Origin of the sequence: Bacillus sp. AL-1R, from assembly GCF_052180195.1 — a bacterium.
Classification (GTDB): Bacteria; Bacillota; Bacilli; order Bacillales; family Bacillaceae_G; genus Gottfriedia.
The window spans coordinates 1,621,886-1,640,653 of sequence record NZ_CP197469.1; the positions used below are offsets into that span (position 1 = coordinate 1,621,886).

At 32.8% G+C, this 18,768-nt stretch carries 18 protein-coding genes; all 18 read left to right on the forward strand.

Features of this window, described 5'->3' with window-relative positions:
* Positions 1–3: 3 nt before the first annotated feature.
* The 18 genes from ACSBO6_RS07525 (at position 4) to ACSBO6_RS07610 (ending at position 18,617) form a co-directional block, all read left to right on the forward strand.
* Complete coding sequence (locus ACSBO6_RS07525; RefSeq protein ID WP_098848319.1) at positions 4–951, forward strand: ABC transporter permease; 948 nt, start codon at positions 4–6, stop codon at positions 949–951.
* A 300-nt stretch (positions 952–1,251) separates the two neighbouring features.
* A complete protein-coding gene (yfmF, locus tag ACSBO6_RS07530) occupies positions 1,252–2,529 on the forward strand; it encodes an EF-P 5-aminopentanol modification-associated protein YfmF (RefSeq protein ID WP_098848318.1) in 1,278 nt (425 codons plus the stop codon).
* Complete coding sequence (gene yfmH, locus ACSBO6_RS07535) at positions 2,529–3,812, forward strand: EF-P 5-aminopentanol modification-associated protein YfmH (protein WP_498844431.1); 1,284 nt, start codon at positions 2,529–2,531, stop codon at positions 3,810–3,812. The genes yfmF and yfmH overlap by 1 nt, the downstream gene beginning before the upstream one ends.
* A gap of 185 nt (positions 3,813–3,997) precedes the next feature.
* Positions 3,998–4,726 carry an elongation factor P 5-aminopentanone reductase gene (ymfI, locus tag ACSBO6_RS07540; RefSeq protein WP_098848316.1) on the forward strand — a complete coding sequence of 243 codons (729 nt, stop codon included), beginning with the start codon at positions 3,998–4,000 and terminating at the stop codon, positions 4,724–4,726.
* Between the two features lie 112 nt (positions 4,727–4,838).
* Positions 4,839–5,630 (forward strand): DUF3388 domain-containing protein, encoded by a 792-nt coding sequence (locus tag ACSBO6_RS07545; protein WP_098848315.1) that lies wholly within the window; start codon positions 4,839–4,841, stop codon positions 5,628–5,630.
* A gap of 20 nt (positions 5,631–5,650) precedes the next feature.
* Entirely contained in the window at positions 5,651–6,544 is an 894-nt protein-coding gene (locus ACSBO6_RS07550) for a helix-turn-helix domain-containing protein (RefSeq protein ID WP_098848314.1), read from the forward strand.
* 72 nt (positions 6,545–6,616) lie between these two features.
* Positions 6,617–7,195 (forward strand): CDP-diacylglycerol--glycerol-3-phosphate 3-phosphatidyltransferase, encoded by a 579-nt coding sequence (gene pgsA, locus ACSBO6_RS07555; RefSeq protein ID WP_098848313.1) that lies wholly within the window; start codon positions 6,617–6,619, stop codon positions 7,193–7,195.
* Between the two features lie 24 nt (positions 7,196–7,219).
* On the forward strand, positions 7,220–8,479 hold the full coding sequence (locus tag ACSBO6_RS07560) for a competence/damage-inducible protein A (protein ID WP_498844432.1): 1,260 nt from the start codon (positions 7,220–7,222) through the stop codon (positions 8,477–8,479).
* A gap of 249 nt (positions 8,480–8,728) precedes the next feature.
* Positions 8,729–9,772, forward strand: a complete 1,044-nt coding sequence (recA, locus tag ACSBO6_RS07565) for a recombinase RecA (RefSeq protein WP_098848311.1) — start codon at positions 8,729–8,731, stop codon at positions 9,770–9,772.
* A 467-nt stretch (positions 9,773–10,239) separates the two neighbouring features.
* On the forward strand, positions 10,240–11,811 hold the full coding sequence (rny, locus tag ACSBO6_RS07570) for a ribonuclease Y (protein WP_069034493.1): 1,572 nt from the start codon (positions 10,240–10,242) through the stop codon (positions 11,809–11,811).
* Positions 11,812–12,026: 215 nt separating this feature from the next.
* A complete protein-coding gene (locus ACSBO6_RS07575) occupies positions 12,027–12,818 on the forward strand; it encodes a TIGR00282 family metallophosphoesterase (protein ID WP_498844433.1) in 792 nt (263 codons plus the stop codon).
* 127 nt (positions 12,819–12,945) lie between these two features.
* Positions 12,946–13,206 carry a stage V sporulation protein SpoVS gene (gene spoVS / locus ACSBO6_RS07580; RefSeq protein WP_044893696.1) on the forward strand — a complete coding sequence of 87 codons (261 nt, stop codon included), beginning with the start codon at positions 12,946–12,948 and terminating at the stop codon, positions 13,204–13,206.
* Between the two features lie 210 nt (positions 13,207–13,416).
* Positions 13,417–14,343 carry a dipeptidase gene (locus ACSBO6_RS07585; protein WP_498844434.1) on the forward strand — a complete coding sequence of 309 codons (927 nt, stop codon included), beginning with the start codon at positions 13,417–13,419 and terminating at the stop codon, positions 14,341–14,343.
* Positions 14,344–14,573: 230 nt separating this feature from the next.
* Entirely contained in the window at positions 14,574–16,331 is a 1,758-nt protein-coding gene (locus ACSBO6_RS07590; RefSeq protein ID WP_098848308.1) for a 2-oxoacid:acceptor oxidoreductase subunit alpha, read from the forward strand.
* On the forward strand, positions 16,318–17,184 hold the full coding sequence (locus ACSBO6_RS07595; protein WP_098848307.1) for a 2-oxoacid:ferredoxin oxidoreductase subunit beta: 867 nt from the start codon (positions 16,318–16,320) through the stop codon (positions 17,182–17,184). Before ACSBO6_RS07590 ends, ACSBO6_RS07595 begins: the two co-directional genes overlap by 14 nt.
* 192 nt (positions 17,185–17,376) lie before the next feature.
* Entirely contained in the window at positions 17,377–17,562 is a 186-nt protein-coding gene (locus tag ACSBO6_RS07600; RefSeq protein WP_098848306.1) for a hypothetical protein, read from the forward strand.
* Positions 17,563–17,612: 50 nt separating this feature from the next.
* Positions 17,613–17,858: a hypothetical protein gene (locus tag ACSBO6_RS07605; protein WP_498844435.1), complete on the forward strand. Its 246-nt coding sequence runs from the start codon at positions 17,613–17,615 to the stop codon at positions 17,856–17,858.
* 213 nt (positions 17,859–18,071) lie between these two features.
* Entirely contained in the window at positions 18,072–18,617 is a 546-nt protein-coding gene (locus ACSBO6_RS07610) for a GNAT family N-acetyltransferase (protein WP_098848304.1), read from the forward strand.
* Positions 18,618–18,768: the final 151 nt, after the last annotated feature.

The window sequence follows — 18,768 nt, forward strand, 5'->3', positions numbered from 1 at the left end:
GGCATGGATTTAATTATACAAATTTTCCCATATGCAATTGCCTATACGATTCCATTATTAATCGTAGCATTAGGCGGTTTATTTTCTGAGCGAAGCGGTGTCGTAAATATTGGTTTAGAAGGTTTAATGGTCGTTGGTGGTTTCGCTAGTGCCTTAACAATTTCAAAACTTCAAGAAACTCATCAAGGTGAAGTTTGGGTAATCTGGGTAGGGATTCTTGTTGCAGTTCTTACTGGTGCTTTATTTTCTTTACTACATGCCTTTGCTAGTATTAATTTACACGCAGATCAAGTAATTAGTGGTATCGCAATTAATATGATTGCAGGTGCTTTAACAATCTTCTTAGCAAGAAATATTACTGGATCAGGAAACATCAGTATTAATGGTATAACACGTACTGATATTCCAGTTTTAAAGGACATTCCAATTCTTGGAGACTTATTATTTAAAAACACGTATTCTACAACATGGTTAGTAATCGCAATTCTAATCATTAGTACATTTATACTTTATAAAACTCGTTTAGGCTTACGCCTACGTGCATGTGGTGAATATCCACAAGCAGCAGATGCAGCAGGTATTAACGTATACCGTATTCGTTATCTTGGTGTTATTATTTCTGGTGCATTTTCTGGATTAGGTGGAGCAATTATTTTAGTAACATACTCTGGCGAATTTACAGGAAGTGTTGCAGGGCTTGGTTTCTTAGCAATTGCTGCATTAATTTTTGGTCAATGGAAACCACTTGGGATTTTAGCTGCGACATTATTCTTTGGTGTTGCTACAACAATTGCCAATGTATCGCAAGTTATTCCAAGTTTAGCTCATATTCCACCATTAGCATTAAAGTTATTCCCTTACGTAGTAACTTTAATTGCATTAGTAATTTTCTCAAAATCATCTCAAGCACCAAAATCAGTTGGTGTTGCGTATGAAAAAGGTAAACGATAAATAAAAGTGTTGAAGCTTCCTAATTTAATTAGGAAGCTTTTTTTCTGTTTAAAATGATGTTGTCAATACATCCCCAAATATATCTCAATTAAGAAAGTTTGATCTTTTTACAATTAACAAGGTATGTTCTTTAAGAAGAACAATGCCTTTTTTCAATTCTGTAATAAAATTCATCTTTTATTTGAATTAATTATTTTGGGTAAACTAAGCAGTAGGTTTTATTTTTGGTAAAATTAGAGATACAATGAAGATATTGGAAATAAACATGAGTAAATAGTATTTGACTAAGGAGGGTTCAATTTGAATTTGTTACAGTACAAAAATAGTGATATTAACGGTATTAAACTACATGTGGTAACAACTGAAAAGTTTAAAACAAATTCGATTACGTTAAAAATCCGTGGAAAACTTGAAGAAGATACAGTATCGTATCGCGGAATTTTACCTTATGTATTGCAAAGTGGGACAAAAGATCTTCCTACAAATGGTGAAATTAGAAGGAAATTAGAAGAATTATATGGGGCGACCTTTTTTGTAGACGTTTCTAAAAAAGGTGATTATCATGTTATGTCATTTACAATTGACATTGCAAATGAAAAATACCTTTCAAATCAAGGTTCATTATTAAATGAAGCGCTCATGCTGATTGCTTCAATTTGGCAAAATCCATTTTTAGAAAATGGGGTATTTTCAGCTAAACATGTTGAAACTCAAAAAAGAACACAAATACAGCGAATTCAGTCAATTAATGATGATAAATTGAAATTTGCAAATCAACGATTAGTGGAAGAAATGTTTAAGGATGACCCTTATGCATTACTTGCAAATGGAAAAACAGAAGATGTATATTCAATTACAGCTGAGTCACTTTATAAGTATTATGAAAAAGCTTTACAACAAGATTTAATTGATCTTTATATCGTTGGAGATGTTGAATTTGATCAATGTAAACAATTAGTTGAAGAGAATTTTCGAAACACAACTAGTGAAAAATTAACGGTAGATACAACAAAAGCAACGCCAGTCAATTCTCCAAATGAAGTAATTGAAGAGCAAAAATTAAATCAGGCTAAACTACACATTGGCTATACTACTGGGATTTCAATTAAAGATCCTGATTACTTTGCACTTCAAGTATTTAATGGTCTTTTTGGCGGATACTCTCATTCAAAATTATTTATTAATGTTCGAGAAAAAAATAGTTTAGCATACTATGCTGCTTCTCGTTTTGAAAGTCATAAATCAATTTTAATGGTTATGTCAGGTATAGCAAGTGAAAATTATGAAAAAGCAACAACAATTATTGCTGAGCAACTTGAAGAGATGAAAAAGGGAAATTTCACTGAAGGAGAAATAGACCAAACAAAATTAGTCATTAAAAACAGTCTTTTAGAAAGCATGGACACTGCTTATGGAATCATTGAAACATTATTCAATGACCAAGCTGCGGGAAATGAACGTCCGATTGAGGATTGGTTCCCTGAAATCGAAAAAGTTACGAAAGATGAAATCGTGGCTGTAGCAAATAAAATAAAGCTTCACACAACTTATTTCTTAAAAGGTCAGGAGGGAGCATAATGGAAAAAAAGTATTTTGAACAATTGAATGAAACGCTTTATTTCGAGGAACTTGAAAACGGTTTAAAAGTATATATTCTTCCTAAACAAGGCTACAACAAAACATATGCGACCTTTACAACAAAATACGGTTCGATTGATTCTGAATTTATTCCTTTAGGAAAAGATGAAAAATTAGTAGTACCAGATGGGATTGCTCATTTTTTAGAGCACAAATTGTTTGAAAAGAAAGATGGGGATGTATTCCAGGTTTTTAGTAAACAAGGTGCCTCCTCTAATGCGTTTACAAGTTTTACACGAACTGCTTATTTATTCTCTGCAACGAATAATGTAGAACAAAATTTAATGACTCTAATTGATTTTGTTCAAGATCCATATTTTTCTGATCAAAGTGTTGAAAAGGAAAAAGGGATTATTGGTCAAGAAATTAAAATGTACGAAGATAACCCTGACTGGAGACAATATTTTGGGATGATTGCAAATTTATATGGTAAACATCCTGTTCGAACAGATATTGCTGGTACAGTTGAATCTATTTCAAAAATTACAAAAGAATTACTTTACACTTGTTACGAAACTTTTTATCATCCAAGTAATATGTTGTTTTTTGTTGTAGGTCCTGTAGACCCTGAAAAAACAATGAATTTAATTAAAGACAATCAAAGCAAAAAAACGTTTAAAGATGCAAATGAAATAAAGAGATTTTTCCCAGAAGAAACGCCTGAATCTGCAGTGAAGAAAAAAGTGTTACATATGAATGTTCAATCATCGAAAGTATTAGTTGGTGTGAAAGATTTTTCAGCACCTAAAGGTGGAAGCGAATTATTAAAGCATGAATTATCCATTTCCGTATTACTTGACTATTTATTTGGTAAAGGTTCAAATACGTATCAACAAATGTATGAGGATGGTTTAATCGATGATACGTTCTCATATGATTACTCAGCAGAAAATGGTTTTGCCTTTGCAATCATTGGAGGAGATTCTACTTCACCTGAAAAACTGTCTGAAAAAATAAAAGAAGTATTATTAGACGCAAAAAATCATCAGTGGGAAAAAGAAATTGTCGATCGCGTCGTTAAAAAGAAAATTGGCGGCTTCTTACGCTCGCTAAATTCTCCAGAATATATCGCAAACCAATTTACACGATATGCGTTCTTAGATATGCATTTATTTGATATTGTTTCTGTGTTACAATCAATTTCTGTAGAGGATTTAAAAGAAAGTGCTAGTCATCTAATAAATGAAGAATATATGAGTGAGTTTTTTGTTCTTCCTCATTAAATAAATTAAAAGCATCCTTTAATGGGATGCTTTTTGAAATTTATAAAATTTGATGGTTATTAAAAAATCTAATTTTGATATAGATTAATAAAAATTTTTAAGAGCTATTCCCCTCTATTCAACCTTTATATTTCTTAATACTATTAATCCTGCTTTAAAACTTCATAAATGGAGATTATAAATAAATGAGAAAAAGAATTCTAGTAGTAGGAGCTAGTGGTGACATTGGCTTAGCAATTTCAAAAAAATTAATAAATGAAAAATATGATTTAGTTGTTCATTATAATAGTAAGAAAGAGCCACTTAATGAACTGGTTGAATTGGCTAATGAGTTTAAGGTAAATTGCCAATTCGTTCAAGCGGACTTATCAGTTGAAAATGGCGTTGAAATTTTAACATCACAAATTACTGATACTATTGATTCAATTGTATATGCATCGGGTTTTTCAGTCTTAGGTTTAATTAACGATGTAAGTGATGAAGAAATTGATCGAATGACTCAATTACATATTAAAAGTTTGATAAAGGTAGTTAATCATTTTCTTCCTAATATGGTTGCAAAAAAATCTGGTAGTATCGTCGTTATTTCGTCTATTTGGGGACAAATTGGTGCATCATGTGAAGTATTATACTCAACTACAAAAGGTGCTCAAAATGCCTATGTAATGGCATTAGCTAAAGAGCTAGGGCCAAGTGGAATAAAAGTAAATGCCGTTGCTCCAGGGGCCGTAAAAACGAATATGTTAAATACATTTAGTGAAGAAGATTTAAAAGAGATTGCAAATGATATTCCGATGAATCGTTTAGCTATTCCAAGTGAAATTGCAAATACAGTAAATTTCCTTATTTCCGAACAATCTTCTTATATTACTGGCCAAATTCTTGGAGTAAACGGCGGTTGGCATACTTCTTAGTAAAATTTCCTATCGAAAGTTATTTATTTCACATATTTTACCTTTTATATTATGGCGAAATCGTTTATTATTAATTGTAGAGTTAAGTAGTTAACAAATAGGGGGTATAGGTATGGAGTTAATCGAATGGTATTTTGAGTATGAAATACATAAGAATCGCCCTGGACTACTTGGAGATATTGCATCACTAATCGGTATGCTAGGGATTAATATTTTAACAATCAATGGTGTCGACACAATGAAACGCGGCATGTTACTTGGTTGCGATAACGATGATCAAATTACTAGATTTGAATCAATTTTAAATACTATGGACAATATAACAATAATTAAACTTAGAAAGCCAACTCTAAGAGATCGCTTAGCTGTGAGACATGGTACTTATATTCAACGAGACGTTGATGATAAAAAGACTTTTCGTTTTGTCCGCGATGATTTAGGTATGCTTGTTGATTTTATGGCAGAGTTATTTAAAATGCCTGGCCATAAGCTAATCGGAATTAGAGGGATGCCTCGTGTTGGTAAAACAGAATCAGTTGTAGCAGCAAGTGTATGTGCAAATAAACGCTGGTTATTTGTTTCATCAACATTAATTAAACAAACATTAAGAAGTCAATTAATAGAAGACGAATATAATTCAGAAAATGTATTTATTATTGATGGCATACTTTCTCATAGAAGAGCGAATGAGCAACATTGGCAATTGGTTCGCGAAATTATGGCGATGTCTTCTGTGAAAGTAGTAGAGCATCCTGATGTATTTGTACAGCAAACTGAATACTCTTTAGAAGATTTTGATTACATAATCGAATTAAGAAATGATGAAAATGAAGAAATTAAATATGAACTTGTAGACCAAATGGATAAAAATGGACACAACTCGTTCTCAATGTTTGATTTTTAAAGTTAGTTGGGGTGTAACTTGTGACAGAATTAGGAAAATTTTTACGAGAAGCAAGAGAAGCGAAAGGCTTATCAATTGACAATGTACAAGAGTTGACGAAGATTCAGAAACGTTATCTCGAAGCAATTGAAGAAGGTAATTATGAAATATTACCAGGGCAATTTTATGTTCGCGCATTTATTAGACAATATGCAGAAACAATTGGTGTTGACGTTTCTGGATTTCTAAATGAAAAGCCAGTTGTAGAGGAATCAACAGTGGCAAATACAATAGAAGAAGTGAAGCATGAAGAAATCCCTAGTAGATCATCAAAGCTTAAAGAACCATTAAGCAATGTTAAGTCATCACGAATAATGGATTATTTACCAAGGATTCTAGTAGCGATTCTTATCATGGGAATTTGCATTGCTATTTATATGATGCTCCCGTCAAAAAATGATGATAAATCTGCGGATACGAATCAAACTCAATCTAACTCTAATTCTGAAATTGAAAAACCGAAAAATAATGCGCTAGATCAGGCAAAAGATAATAATACGAAAAAAACAGAGAAACCGAAAAATGATGTGACTGAGCAAACACCAGCACAAAAAATTACTGTTGACTCTGCAGCGGGTAAACGTACTACTATTTCTTTATCTGGTACGGATGTATTTAAATTAGAAGTAGTTGCAAATGGTGAAAGTTATGTTGATTTAAAAAATGCTGATGGGAAAATGTTCTATTCAGGAATTTTAAAACAAGGACAAACTCAAAACTACGACTTAACAGATGAAAACGAAGTAACTGTAAATATTGGTGCTTCTAATAATGTTGAGCTACGAATTAACGATGAGGTATTTAAATATCCAGTTAGTCCAACAAATGCTGTTCACCAAAAAATTACGATTAAAAATTTAAAAATGAATCAATAGTCATCTTTAAGATGGCTTTTATTCATTTATTATAAATGCTTCATTTTTTAGAAAGTTTTGGAGGGTTTTACCATGAATTTACCAAATAAGATCACAGTGTCAAGGGTTTGTTTAATTCCATTATTTATGATTGCCGTTTTAATTGATTTTGGATGGGGAAAAGTTACATTAATGGGTGATTCGATACCAGTTAATCATTTAATAGGAGCAGCAATTTTTATTATTGCCTCTGTTACTGATTTTATAGATGGTTATTACGCAAGAAAATATAATCTAGTTACTAATTTTGGTAAGTTTTTAGACCCACTTGCTGATAAATTACTCGTTTGTTCGGCATTAATTATTCTAACAGATTTTCATTATGTTCCTGCGTGGATTACGATTGTCATAATAAGTAGAGAGTTTGCTGTAACCGGTTTACGTCTCATTTTAGCTGGCTCTGGAGAAGTACATGCTGCTGCAATGCTAGGTAAAATTAAGACTTGGGCTCAAATAGTTGCGATTTCAGCCTATTTCTTACACGACTTCCCATTGAATTTCTTACCATTTTCGATTGCGGATGTAGCACTTTGGGTTGCATTATTCTTTACAGTATATTCTGGTTGGGATTATTTTTATAAAAATAGAGATGTTCTTCTTAAATCAATGTAATTTAAAATAGTAGGGGGAAATGATATGAAGCGTGCTGAAATCATCGCAGTAGGTACTGAGCTACTTTTAGGCCAAATTGCAAATACAAATGCTCAATTTTTAGCTAAACATTTATCTGCATTAGGATATCACCATCATTTCCAAACAGTTGTAGGAGACAATTCTGAACGTCTTAAAAGTGCATTAGAAATTGCTTCATCAAGAAGTGATTTAATCATTCTAACTGGTGGACTAGGACCAACAAAAGATGATTTAACGAAAGAAGTTGTCGCAGAATATGTTCAAGAGACACTTGTTTACCATGATCAGTCACTAGAGTATATAAAACAGTATTTTGTTAAAGTAAATCGACCAATGACTGAAAATAATAAAAAACAAGCATTAGTCATTAATAATGCACATGTTTTATTGAATAAAAACGGTATGGCACCTGGAATGGTTTATGAAGCGAAAGATAAACAATATGTATTATTACCAGGACCACCTAAAGAAATGATTCCAATGGTTGACAAAGAACTAATTCCTTATTTTTTAAAAGGAAAAGAAGCAAGTACGATTGTTTCGAAAGAACTTAAGTTTTTTGGGATCGGCGAATCATTTTTAGAAACTGAAATTCTTGATTTACTTGAAAATCAATCAAATCCAACAATTGCTCCTTTAGCGAGTGAGGGTGAAGTAATGCTTCGAGTTACTGCAAGTGCTAGTAATGAACAAGAGGCAGAAAAACTAATTGGTCAAGCTGAAGAAAAAATACGTGAGCGTGTTGGACAGTTTATATATGGTACAAATAGTGAAAACTTGTTTACAGTTTTATCAAGAAAGTTAAAAGATTTTAAACTGACTATTTCTGCTGCTGAAAGTTTAACTGGAGGTCTTTTCAGTAAAAGAATGACAGATATTCCTGGGAACTCGTCTGTTTTTAAAGGTAGTGTTGTTTGTTATTCTAATGAAATGAAACAAAATCTTTTAAACGTGCCATCAGACATTCTTAATAAAAATGGAGCAGTAAGTGCAGAATGTGCAAAATCACTAGTTGAAAATATTCAAAGATTAACAGGAAGTACGGTTTCAATTAGTTTTACTGGTGAAGCAGGACCGTCTCCATTAGAAGATGTGCCAGTAGGAAAAGTATTTATTGGTATTAAAATTGGAGATTCTGAATCAATCGTAAAAGAATTTCAATTCAGTGGCACTAGAGAACAAATTAGATTATCTAGTGTTAAAAATGGCGCGAACTTGTTGATTAAATTAATTAATTCAAGTTTCGAAAGTCAAGACTTATAAATTGAAATAGAATATTTTATAATATAAAAGCTCGGTTAATTTAGCCGAGTTTTTTAATTTTATAGTTTCGATATTAATAAAAATCGAGTTTTATAGACCGTAAAATACGAAACAAGCGTTTCTATTCTTTAAAAATAAAGTTTAAATACGAAAATAATCGAATAAACGTTCTATTTTTTTGTTGGCAAACGAACAAAAAACAGTTATTATATAGTTAAGAGATAAATGAATCCTGAAGGAGGAATCTAAATGAGTGATCGTCAAGCTGCATTAGATATGGCTTTAAAACAAATCGAAAAACAATTCGGTAAAGGTTCAATTATGAAACTTGGAGAACAAACTGATCGCCAAATTTCAACTATTTCTAGTGGATCGTTAGCACTAGATGTAGCATTAGGTGTAGGTGGATATCCAAGAGGACGAATTATTGAAGTATATGGTCCTGAGAGTTCAGGTAAAACAACTGTAGCATTACATGCAATCGCTGAAGTTCAAGCAAATGGAGGACAAGCGGCGTTTATAGATGCTGAGCATGCATTAGATCCGGTTTATGCTCAAAAATTAGGTGTAAACATTGATGAGTTATTATTATCTCAACCAGATACAGGTGAACAAGCACTTGAAATCGCTGAAGCATTAGTACGTAGTGGTGCAATTGATATTATCGTAATTGATTCAGTAGCTGCATTAGTTCCAAAAGCTGAAATTGAAGGTGAGATGGGTGATGCTCACGTAGGTCTACAAGCACGATTAATGTCTCAAGCATTACGTAAACTTTCTGGTGCAATTAACAAGTCAAAAACAATTGCAATCTTCATTAACCAAATTCGTGAAAAAGTTGGGGTTATGTTTGGTAATCCTGAAACGACTCCAGGTGGACGTGCGTTAAAATTCTATTCTACAATCCGTTTAGAAGTGCGCCGTGCTGAGCAATTAAAACAAGGTAATGATATTGTAGGTAACAAAACAAAGATTAAAGTAGTTAAAAATAAAGTAGCACCACCATTTAGACAAGCAGATGTAGATATTATGTATGGAGAAGGTATTTCTAAAGAAGGAGAAATACTTGATATTGGATCTGATTTAGATATCGTTCTTAAGAGTGGAGCATGGTATTCATACAATGAAGAGCGTCTTGGACAAGGCCGTGAGAATGCTAAGCAATTCTTAAAAGAAAATAAAGAAATACGTGATACGATTAAACAATCAATCCGTCTTCACCATGGTTTAGATAACCCTGTTACTGTAACAGAAACAGATGATGAAGAACAATTCTCTTTATTAAATGAGTAATCATAAGTCAGTTTAGAACGACAGAAAAATGCGGGCGCTTATTAAAAGTGCCTGCATTTTTTTTATATTTTCTTATGTCTTTAATTTTTTTAGACAGAAAAAAATAGATTGTTGTCTGTTTTTTTTGTACTGTTATTAAAGGTATTTATGTTTATATGTAGTATTGAAAAATTCATTCAATTAACTAATTAATGAGTTCTTAATAAATAAATTAATGAATAAAATTTGGATTCTTATGTATGAAATCTAGTAAAAATGTAATAAATATTGATAAATCAAGTAAGTAAGCGAGTTACAAGGCTTGACATCATTTGGTAAGAGATTTAATATTTAAGTGTATATTCTAAAAAAATATTACTATTTTGTGAAAAATTGAATTGAAGTGTGCTGTGTGTTGATGCAATTATTTATACAATATAACAGCCGACAAAAATGAAACTAACTAAATAGCAAGAGGAGGTGAAATCATGGGTGCAAATACTATAATTTTGATCATCTTCGCATTGCTTGCCACATTCGGAGTCGGTTATGCTGTCGGATTTTTTGTCCGTAAGTCCATTGCAGAAGCTAAAATAAATGGCGCAACTAATCATGCAAATCAAATTATTGAAGATGCAAAACGTGATTCAGAAACAATTAAAAAAGAAGCTTTATTGGAAGCAAAGGACGAAATTTTCAAAATTCGTACAGATGCAGAAAACGAAATTCGTGACCGTCGTAGTGAACTACAAAAGTCAGAAAATCGTTTAATGCAAAAAGAAGAGAACTTAGATCGTAAAGATGATGGACTTTCAAAACGTGAGTCTGTTCTTGAAAGAAAAGAGGAATCTCTTGTTTTAAAACAACAGCAGATAGAAGAAATGGAAAGCAAGATAGAAGCATTAATTGCTGCTCAACAAGAAGAGTTAGAGAGAATTTCTAGCTTAAATCGTGAAGAAGCAAGACAATTAATACTTACTAAAGTCGAAAATGAATTATCCCATGAAACAGCAATACTAGTAAAAGAAACAGAAGCTCGAGCAAAAGAAGAAGCAGATAAGAAAGCAAAAGATATTTTATCATTAGCAATCCAGCGATGTGCTGCAGATCATGTTGCTGAAACAACTGTTTCGGTTGTAAATCTTCCAAATGATGAAATGAAAGGTCGTATTATTGGCCGTGAAGGACGAAATATACGTACTTTAGAAACGTTAACTGGTATAGATTTAATTATTGATGATACGCCTGAAGCTGTCATATTATCAGGTTTTGATCCAATTCGTCGTGAAACTGCACGAATTGCACTAGATAAATTAGTACAAGATGGTCGAATCCATCCTGCACGAATTGAAGAAATGGTTGAAAAATCAAGACGAGAAGTAGATGAGTACATACGTGAAGTCGGTGAACAAACTACTTTTGAAGTTGGTGTTCATGGAATTCACCCTGACTTAATTAAAATATTAGGTCGTCTGAAATTTAGAACTAGTTATGGTCAAAATGTGTTAAAGCATTCGATGGAAGTAGCGAACCTAGCTGGACTTATGGCCGCTGAACTTGGTGAGGATACTAAGCTTGCAAAACGTGCAGGTTTACTTCACGATATTGGTAAAGCAATTGACCATGAGGTAGAAGGAAGTCACGTTGAAATCGGTGTTGAATTAGCAACTAAGTATAAAGAACATCCAGTAGTAATCAATAGTATTGCATCTCATCATGGAGATGCTGCGCCAACTTCAATTATTGCTGTTCTTGTAGCAGCTGCAGATGCATTATCTGCTGCTAGACCAGGAGCACGTAGCGAAACATTAGAAAACTATATTCGTCGTTTAGAAAAACTTGAAGAGATTTCTGAATCGTACGAAGGTGTAGAAAAATCATTCGCTATTCAAGCAGGTCGTGAAGTACGCATTATGGTTAAACCAGATACTATTGATGATCTACAAGCTCATAGATTAGCGAGAGATATTAGAAAACGTATTGAGGATGAACTGGATTATCCAGGTCATATCAAAGTTACGGTTATTCGTGAGACTCGAGCAGTCGAGTATGCAAAATAAAGTGGTATATGCCACTTTATTTTCTTTTTGTAACAAAATAAAGTATTTTTAAAAAATAGCTCCAACTAATACATATCTGAAATGAATCTTAGTTGAATGGCATAGATGAATGATTCAGATTGTGCTAGTAATGGGGCTTTTCGTATTTTTGGGTAATCTAAAAGTAAAAACAAATGCTGTGTGTTTACAGTGGCAAGTTGGAAGGATGTAATGAAATGAGAATAATGTTTATAGGCGATGTAGTTGGTTCAAATGGTAGGGCAATGGTAAAGGCGAATATTCAAGCTTTAAAAAGGAAGTATAACCCTTCAGTAACAATCATAAATGGTGAAAATGCAGCACATGGAAAAGGGATAACGGAAAAAATTTACCGCGAATTTTTAGAATTAGGTGCACAAGCAGTAACGCTTGGTAACCATGCATGGGATAAAAAAGATATTTTTGAATTTATTGATCAAGCAAAATACTTAGTTAGACCTGCTAATTTCCCTGAGGGTACACCAGGTAATGGATTAGTATTTTTAAATTTTAATGACGTTGAAATAGCTGTTATCAATTTACAAGGAAGAACTTTTTTACCACCACTTGATTGCCCTTTTAAAAAAGCTGATGAGCTAATAACAATCGCTAAAAAACGAACAAACATCATTTTTGTTGATTTTCATGCTGAAGCAACAAGTGAAAAAATTGCTATGGGCTGGTATTTGGATGGAAGAGTCACAGCTGTTGTAGGGACACATACACATGTTCAAACAGCTGATGAGCGAGTTTTACCTGCTGGTACAGCGTTTATTACGGATGTTGGAATGACTGGTCCATATGATGGAATTCTAGGCGTTACGAAAGAAGCAGTTATTAAAAAATTCTTAACGAACTTACCAGTGAGATTCGAAGTGGATGAAGGTAGAAGCCAGCTTAGTGGTGTAATCATCGAGTTGAACAAACAAAATGGACTAGCAAAATCAATTAAAAGAATACAAATAAATGATGATCATCAAGAGCTATAAAACTTAATTAAAAGAATTGTGAAAATTTTTAAAAAACTTTTAAATATTTGCAGGAATAACTTCTTGTTATCGAGAATAGTTTTTATTGTACACAATAATAGCTTTGTAAGTACAAGGAGGATCAGGAATGGAAATATTAAAAGTTTCAGCAAAGTCAAACCCTAATTCTGTAGCAGGAGCACTTGCAGGTGTATTGAGAGAGCGTGGTTCAGCAGAAATTCAAGCAATTGGTGCTGGCGCGTTAAACCAAGCTGTAAAAGCAGTTGCAATTGCAAGAGGATTTGTTGCACCAAGTGGTGTAGACCTTATTTGTATCCCTGCATTTACAGATATTCAAATCGATGGGGAAGAGCGTACAGCGATTAAATTAATCGTAGAGCCTCGTTAATAATAACAACCTGTTAGCCTAAAGCGACAGGTTGTTTTATTTTCAATTAAGATTTTCGCAAATTTAAAAAAAGTGGGGCTTCACTTTAGCCCCTACTAAAACCTCGTCAGTCGACGAGTTTTTTTTCGTATAATTATTACTTTTAATATTGAATTTATTAATATGTTACACTAGTTTCAAAAGTCAAAAAAATGAAAGGATGTTCATATTATGAAAGTTTTTGATGCTCATTGTGATGTATTGATGAAATTATTAGAAAAACCTTGGATCAATTTCGAAAATGATGATTCATTACAAGTTTCAGTTAATCGATTAAAACAAGGGAAAAGTAAAATACAATGTTATGCCATTTATATTCCCGAAAACGTACATAAACTTATTAAATTTGATGCAGCTCTTCAATGTGTCACACTTTTTTATGAAAAAGTAGCAACTGAAAATAATCACATAAAAGTTATTCGAACAAAAGAAGATGAAGTTGGATTAAAAAGTCACGAAATGGGTGCTATTTTGACGCTAGAGGGTTGTGACGCACTTTTAGGTGATATTAATCGCTTAAAGATTTTACATCGTCTTGGCGTACGTAGTGTCGGTTTAGTGTGGAATTATGCCAATGAGGCTGCAGATGGAATTCTTGAAGAAAGAAATGGGGGCTTAACTAATTTTGGAAGAAGTGTAGTTCATTATTTAAATGAGCATAATATGTGGTGTGATCTTTCTCATTGTACTGAAGCCGCGTTTTGGGATGCATTTGAGCAAGCAAAATATCCAACTGCAACACATTCAAATGCTAAAGCGATTTGTAAACATCCAAGAAATTTAAACGATGATCAGCTAAAAGCCATGTTTAATAGAGGAGCAATTGTAGGGATTAATTTCTTCCCAACATTTTTAGTTGATGAAGGTAGTGCATCTATTTCAGATATTCTGAAACATATCGATTATATGTGTTCACTAGGTGGAGAAAAATTTATCGCGATGGGGTCAGATTTTGATGGAATCGATACTCATCCGACAAATTTACATCACGTAGGACTTTATCAAAATTTAACAAATGAATTGCTTAAACACTATACAGAACAACAGGTTAAAGGCTTTCTGTATGAGAATTATTCATCATATATACATTACAAATAACATGTTACTTGTTCAGAATAATAAAAATATAAAAATTAAAGGAATAATTTCTTTCAAAATCATTGATTTTTTCGGTTAATAGGTCTAGAATTGAAAGCGAATTAACTCATATCAAAAGATATGTTTTAAATCGCTTTCATTCTTTTATAATAAAATGAATGATATGCAAAAAAATTATCCATTTATAATTTAATTTATTACGAATGAGGGCATTCAAAGGGGTGTAGGAAATGATTGAACAACTTTCGTGGAAAGTTGGAGGACAACAGGGTGAAGGTATCGAAAGTACAGGTGAGATTTTTGCAATTGCGTTAAACCGTTTAGGTTACTACTTATACGGATATCGTCATTTCTCTTCTCGTATTAAAGGTGGTCACACAAATAACAAAATTCGTGTAAGTACAACTGAAGTTCGTGCTATTTCAGATGACTTAGATATTTTAGTAGCATTTGACCAAGAAACAATCGATGTAAACTTTTATGAATTACGCAAAGGCGGTATTGTAATTGCTGATGCTAAATTTAATCCGACAATTCCAGATTCAACTGACGTAACACTTTATTCAATTCCATTTACAGAATTAGCTACTGAACTAGGAACTTCATTAATGAAAAACATGGTTGCAGTTGGAGCTTCAAGTGCAATTTTAGGTCTATCAATTGAAGTTTTCAGAGAAGTTGTAGATGAAATTTTTGGTAAAAAAGGTCAACAAATTGTTGAGAAAAACATAGAAGCAATCGCACGTGGAGCAGAAGAAATGAGAGAAATGCTTGGCGTGAATGTAAATAAAATGCAATTAGCAGAAGCTGATGGTAAAAAACGTATGTTCCTAATCGGTAACGATGCAATCGCAATGGGTGCATTAGCTGGTGGTTCTCGTTTTATGGCAGCGTATCCAATTACGCCAGCATCTGAAATTATGGAATACTTAATTAAAAAATTACCTCAATATGGTGGAGCAGTTATTCAAACTGAAGACGAAATTGCTGCATGTACAATGGCAATCGGTGCTAACTATGCTGGTGTTCGTACATTAACATCATCTGCAGGTCCTGGTCTTTCATTAATGATGGAAGCAATTGGTCTTTCTGGTATGACTGAAGTTCCTTTAGTTATCGTTGATACTCAACGTGGTGGTCCAAGTACTGGTCTTCCAACTAAACAAGAACAATCAGACTTAATGGCTATGATTTACGGAACTCACGGTGAGATTCCAAAAGTAGTAATCGCTCCAAGTACAGTAGAAGAAGGATTCTACGATATGGTGGAAGCGTTTAACGTAGCTGAAGAATTCCAAGTGCCTGTTATCGTAATTACTGACTTACAACTTTCTTTAGGTAAACAAACTGTTGAGCCACTTCAATTTGAAAAAGTACAAATTCGCCGTGGTAAGTTTGATTACAAACAAGAATTACCTGTATCTGAAAACAAAGAGTACTTCAAACGTTATGAAGTGACTGAAGATGGAGTTTCTCCTCGTGTAGTACCAGGTATGAAAGGTGGAATTCACCACGTAACTGGTGTTGAGCATGATGAAATGGGTAAACCATCAGAATCACCAATTAACCGTAATCAACAAATGGATAAACGTATGCGTAAATTAAATAACCTAAAATTCCCTAACCCAGTGTTAGTGAACTCTAAACACGAAGATGCTGATGTATTACTAGTTGGTTTCAATTCAACTCGTGGTGCGATCGAAGAAGCAATGGTTCGTTTAGAGCAAGATGGTATCAAAGTTAACCATGCTCATATCCGTTTAATACACCCATTCCCAACAAACGAATTAATGCCTGAGCTTAAAAAAGCTAAACGTGTAATCGTTGTTGAAAATAATGCTACTGGTCAATTAGCAAGCATTATTAAAATGAATTGTGGTCACGCAGAAAAGATTTCAAGCTTACTAAAATATGATGGAAATCCTTTCTTACCAAAAGAAATTTACAACACTTGCAAGGAAGGAGTTGTTCTAAATGGCAACATTTAAAGAATTTCGTAATAATATTAAACCAAACTGGTGCCCAGGATGTGGAGATTTCTCTGTACAAGCATCGATCCAACGTGCAGCAGCAAATGTTGGTTTAGAACCTGATAACCTTGCAGTAATTTCTGGTATTGGATGTTCTGGTCGTATTTCTGGATATATTAATTCATACGGTTTACATGGTATCCACGGTCGTTCACTTCCAATTGCACAAGGTGTAAAAATGGCAAACCGTGATCTAACTGTTATCGCTTCTGGTGGTGACGGTGATGGATTCGCTATCGGTTTAGGTCATACAATCCATGCAATTCGTCGTAACATCGACATTACGTATATCGTAATGGATAACCAAATCTATGGTCTTACAAAAGGTCAAACATCACCTCGTAGTGATGTAGGTTTCAAAACTAAGAGTACACCACAAGGTTCTGTTGAATCTGCACTTTCAGTAATGGAAATGGCATTAACAGCTGGTGGAACATTCGTAGCTCAAAGTTTCTCAAGTGACTTAAAAGAATTAACTTCATTAATCGAGCAAGGTATTAACCACAAAGGTTTCTCTTTAATTAACGTATTTAGTCCATGTGTAACTTACAATAAAGTAAACACATATGACTGGTTTAAAGAAAATCTTGTTAAACTTTCTGATGTTGAAGGATATGATCCATCAAACAAAGAAATGGCTATGCAAACATTAATGCAAAATAAAGGTCTAGTAACTGGTCTGATCTACCAAAACAAAGAGCAAAAATCATACCAACAATTAATTTCAGGATACAGTGAAACACCATTAGTTGAATCAGAACTTCAATTAGAAAAAGCACAATTCGAAAAACTAGTTGCTGAATTCATGTAATAAGAAGAAAAACTCCTCATTTTTGAGGAGTTTTTTTATTTTAATTTTAGGCTCTGTTATAAAATAATGTTGATTTTCTTATTTGAAAAATGACAGATTAGTGGAAAAAGGAAAAAGGTAAATTTAAAAAGATCTCGAAGTATATATACTAATAAAATACAGATCGGATTTCGGAAGGACGGTTACTAAACAATGGGAGTCTTTAAGGGGAAAATGAGTATTTCTCAAATTGCATTTATGGCAGCATTTTATGCGATTGTAGATACAATATTAAGTAATAATATACATTGGGATAATCGTTATATCCATGGTATTTTTGGTGGATTAATTACACTTATCGGAGGAATCTTAGCTGGATTTATCATTAAAAAGGCCTAAACCTTATAATACGAACTGATTCTTTAGTTGAAGTAAAGGAGTTCAAGCAGATGGAACAATACAGTTATAAAGAATTTCTTGAAGATTTAAGCATAGGTAGTGAAATTCACTTTAGTTATAAAAATGACAATTACTATATTGGTCGTGGAACTGGTCTATTTATGTTTTGGAAGTTTTATGACTCATCCAGTGAAATCATTGGAGATGATCTTGAAGATTTACTTCAAAAAGTGAGACTAGATGAGAAACTAATAAAGGAAATATGGGACTTAATTGAGATTGATGACATCTTTTGATGAGTTTAAAAACCAATGAGTTGTTCAACTAAAGCAGTGCTTTAGTTGCATAAGAATAATAAGCAAAGTCCACAATTTTTTGTGGTTAATTTTTGTTCAAAAATTAACAATCTATTTTAACAGGGCCTAATTTTAATAGATGACCATACTGACAATGAGATGAAGGATAATACCATTTACTGTTGAAGTAATTTGTAGTAAGGAGTGTTTTTGATGATAAATATCATAATAAGAAGGCCGAAAATAGAGGATATGAAAGAGTTAAATCAATTTTTTAAAATAGTGATTACGGACACTTTTACAAAAGAAGGTATTAGCAATCAAGTGGAAAGTTTGAATGATGAAATCGAAACAAAAGAAAAATATTTAGAAAATGATTTTGAAAGTAATGGTGAAAAACGATATTTTTTGATTGCTTTAGATAACGAAAAGATTATTGGTTCGATTGAATATGGTCCAGCAAGTGATCTTATTTTAAACTGTACAAACAATGCATTGAAAGGAATGCCTGAGGTCGGAACTGTATTTGTACATCCGGATTATCAAAAAAATGGTTTAGGAAATTTATTATTAAATAAGATGTATGTTACTTTAAAGGATAAAGGGATCGAAGAATTTTGTTTAGATAGTGGTTATCGTAATGCCCAAAAAATATGGAAAAAGAAATTTGGGGAACCTAATTATTTATTAAAGGATTATTGGGAAAAGGGTTATGATCATATGATTTGGAAAATCAAAGTTAATGATATATTAAAATAGCAATAAGAATGAGTACAGTGGCGATTTATCAAGTAGGAGGTAAGGTTGGGCGTATTTACGATTCAAAAAGATTATTTCTCCTAATAAATATCGGGGTTCTTATTACTAGTGACACTGAATTCTTAAATTAAAAATCAGGAAAATAAAGGGA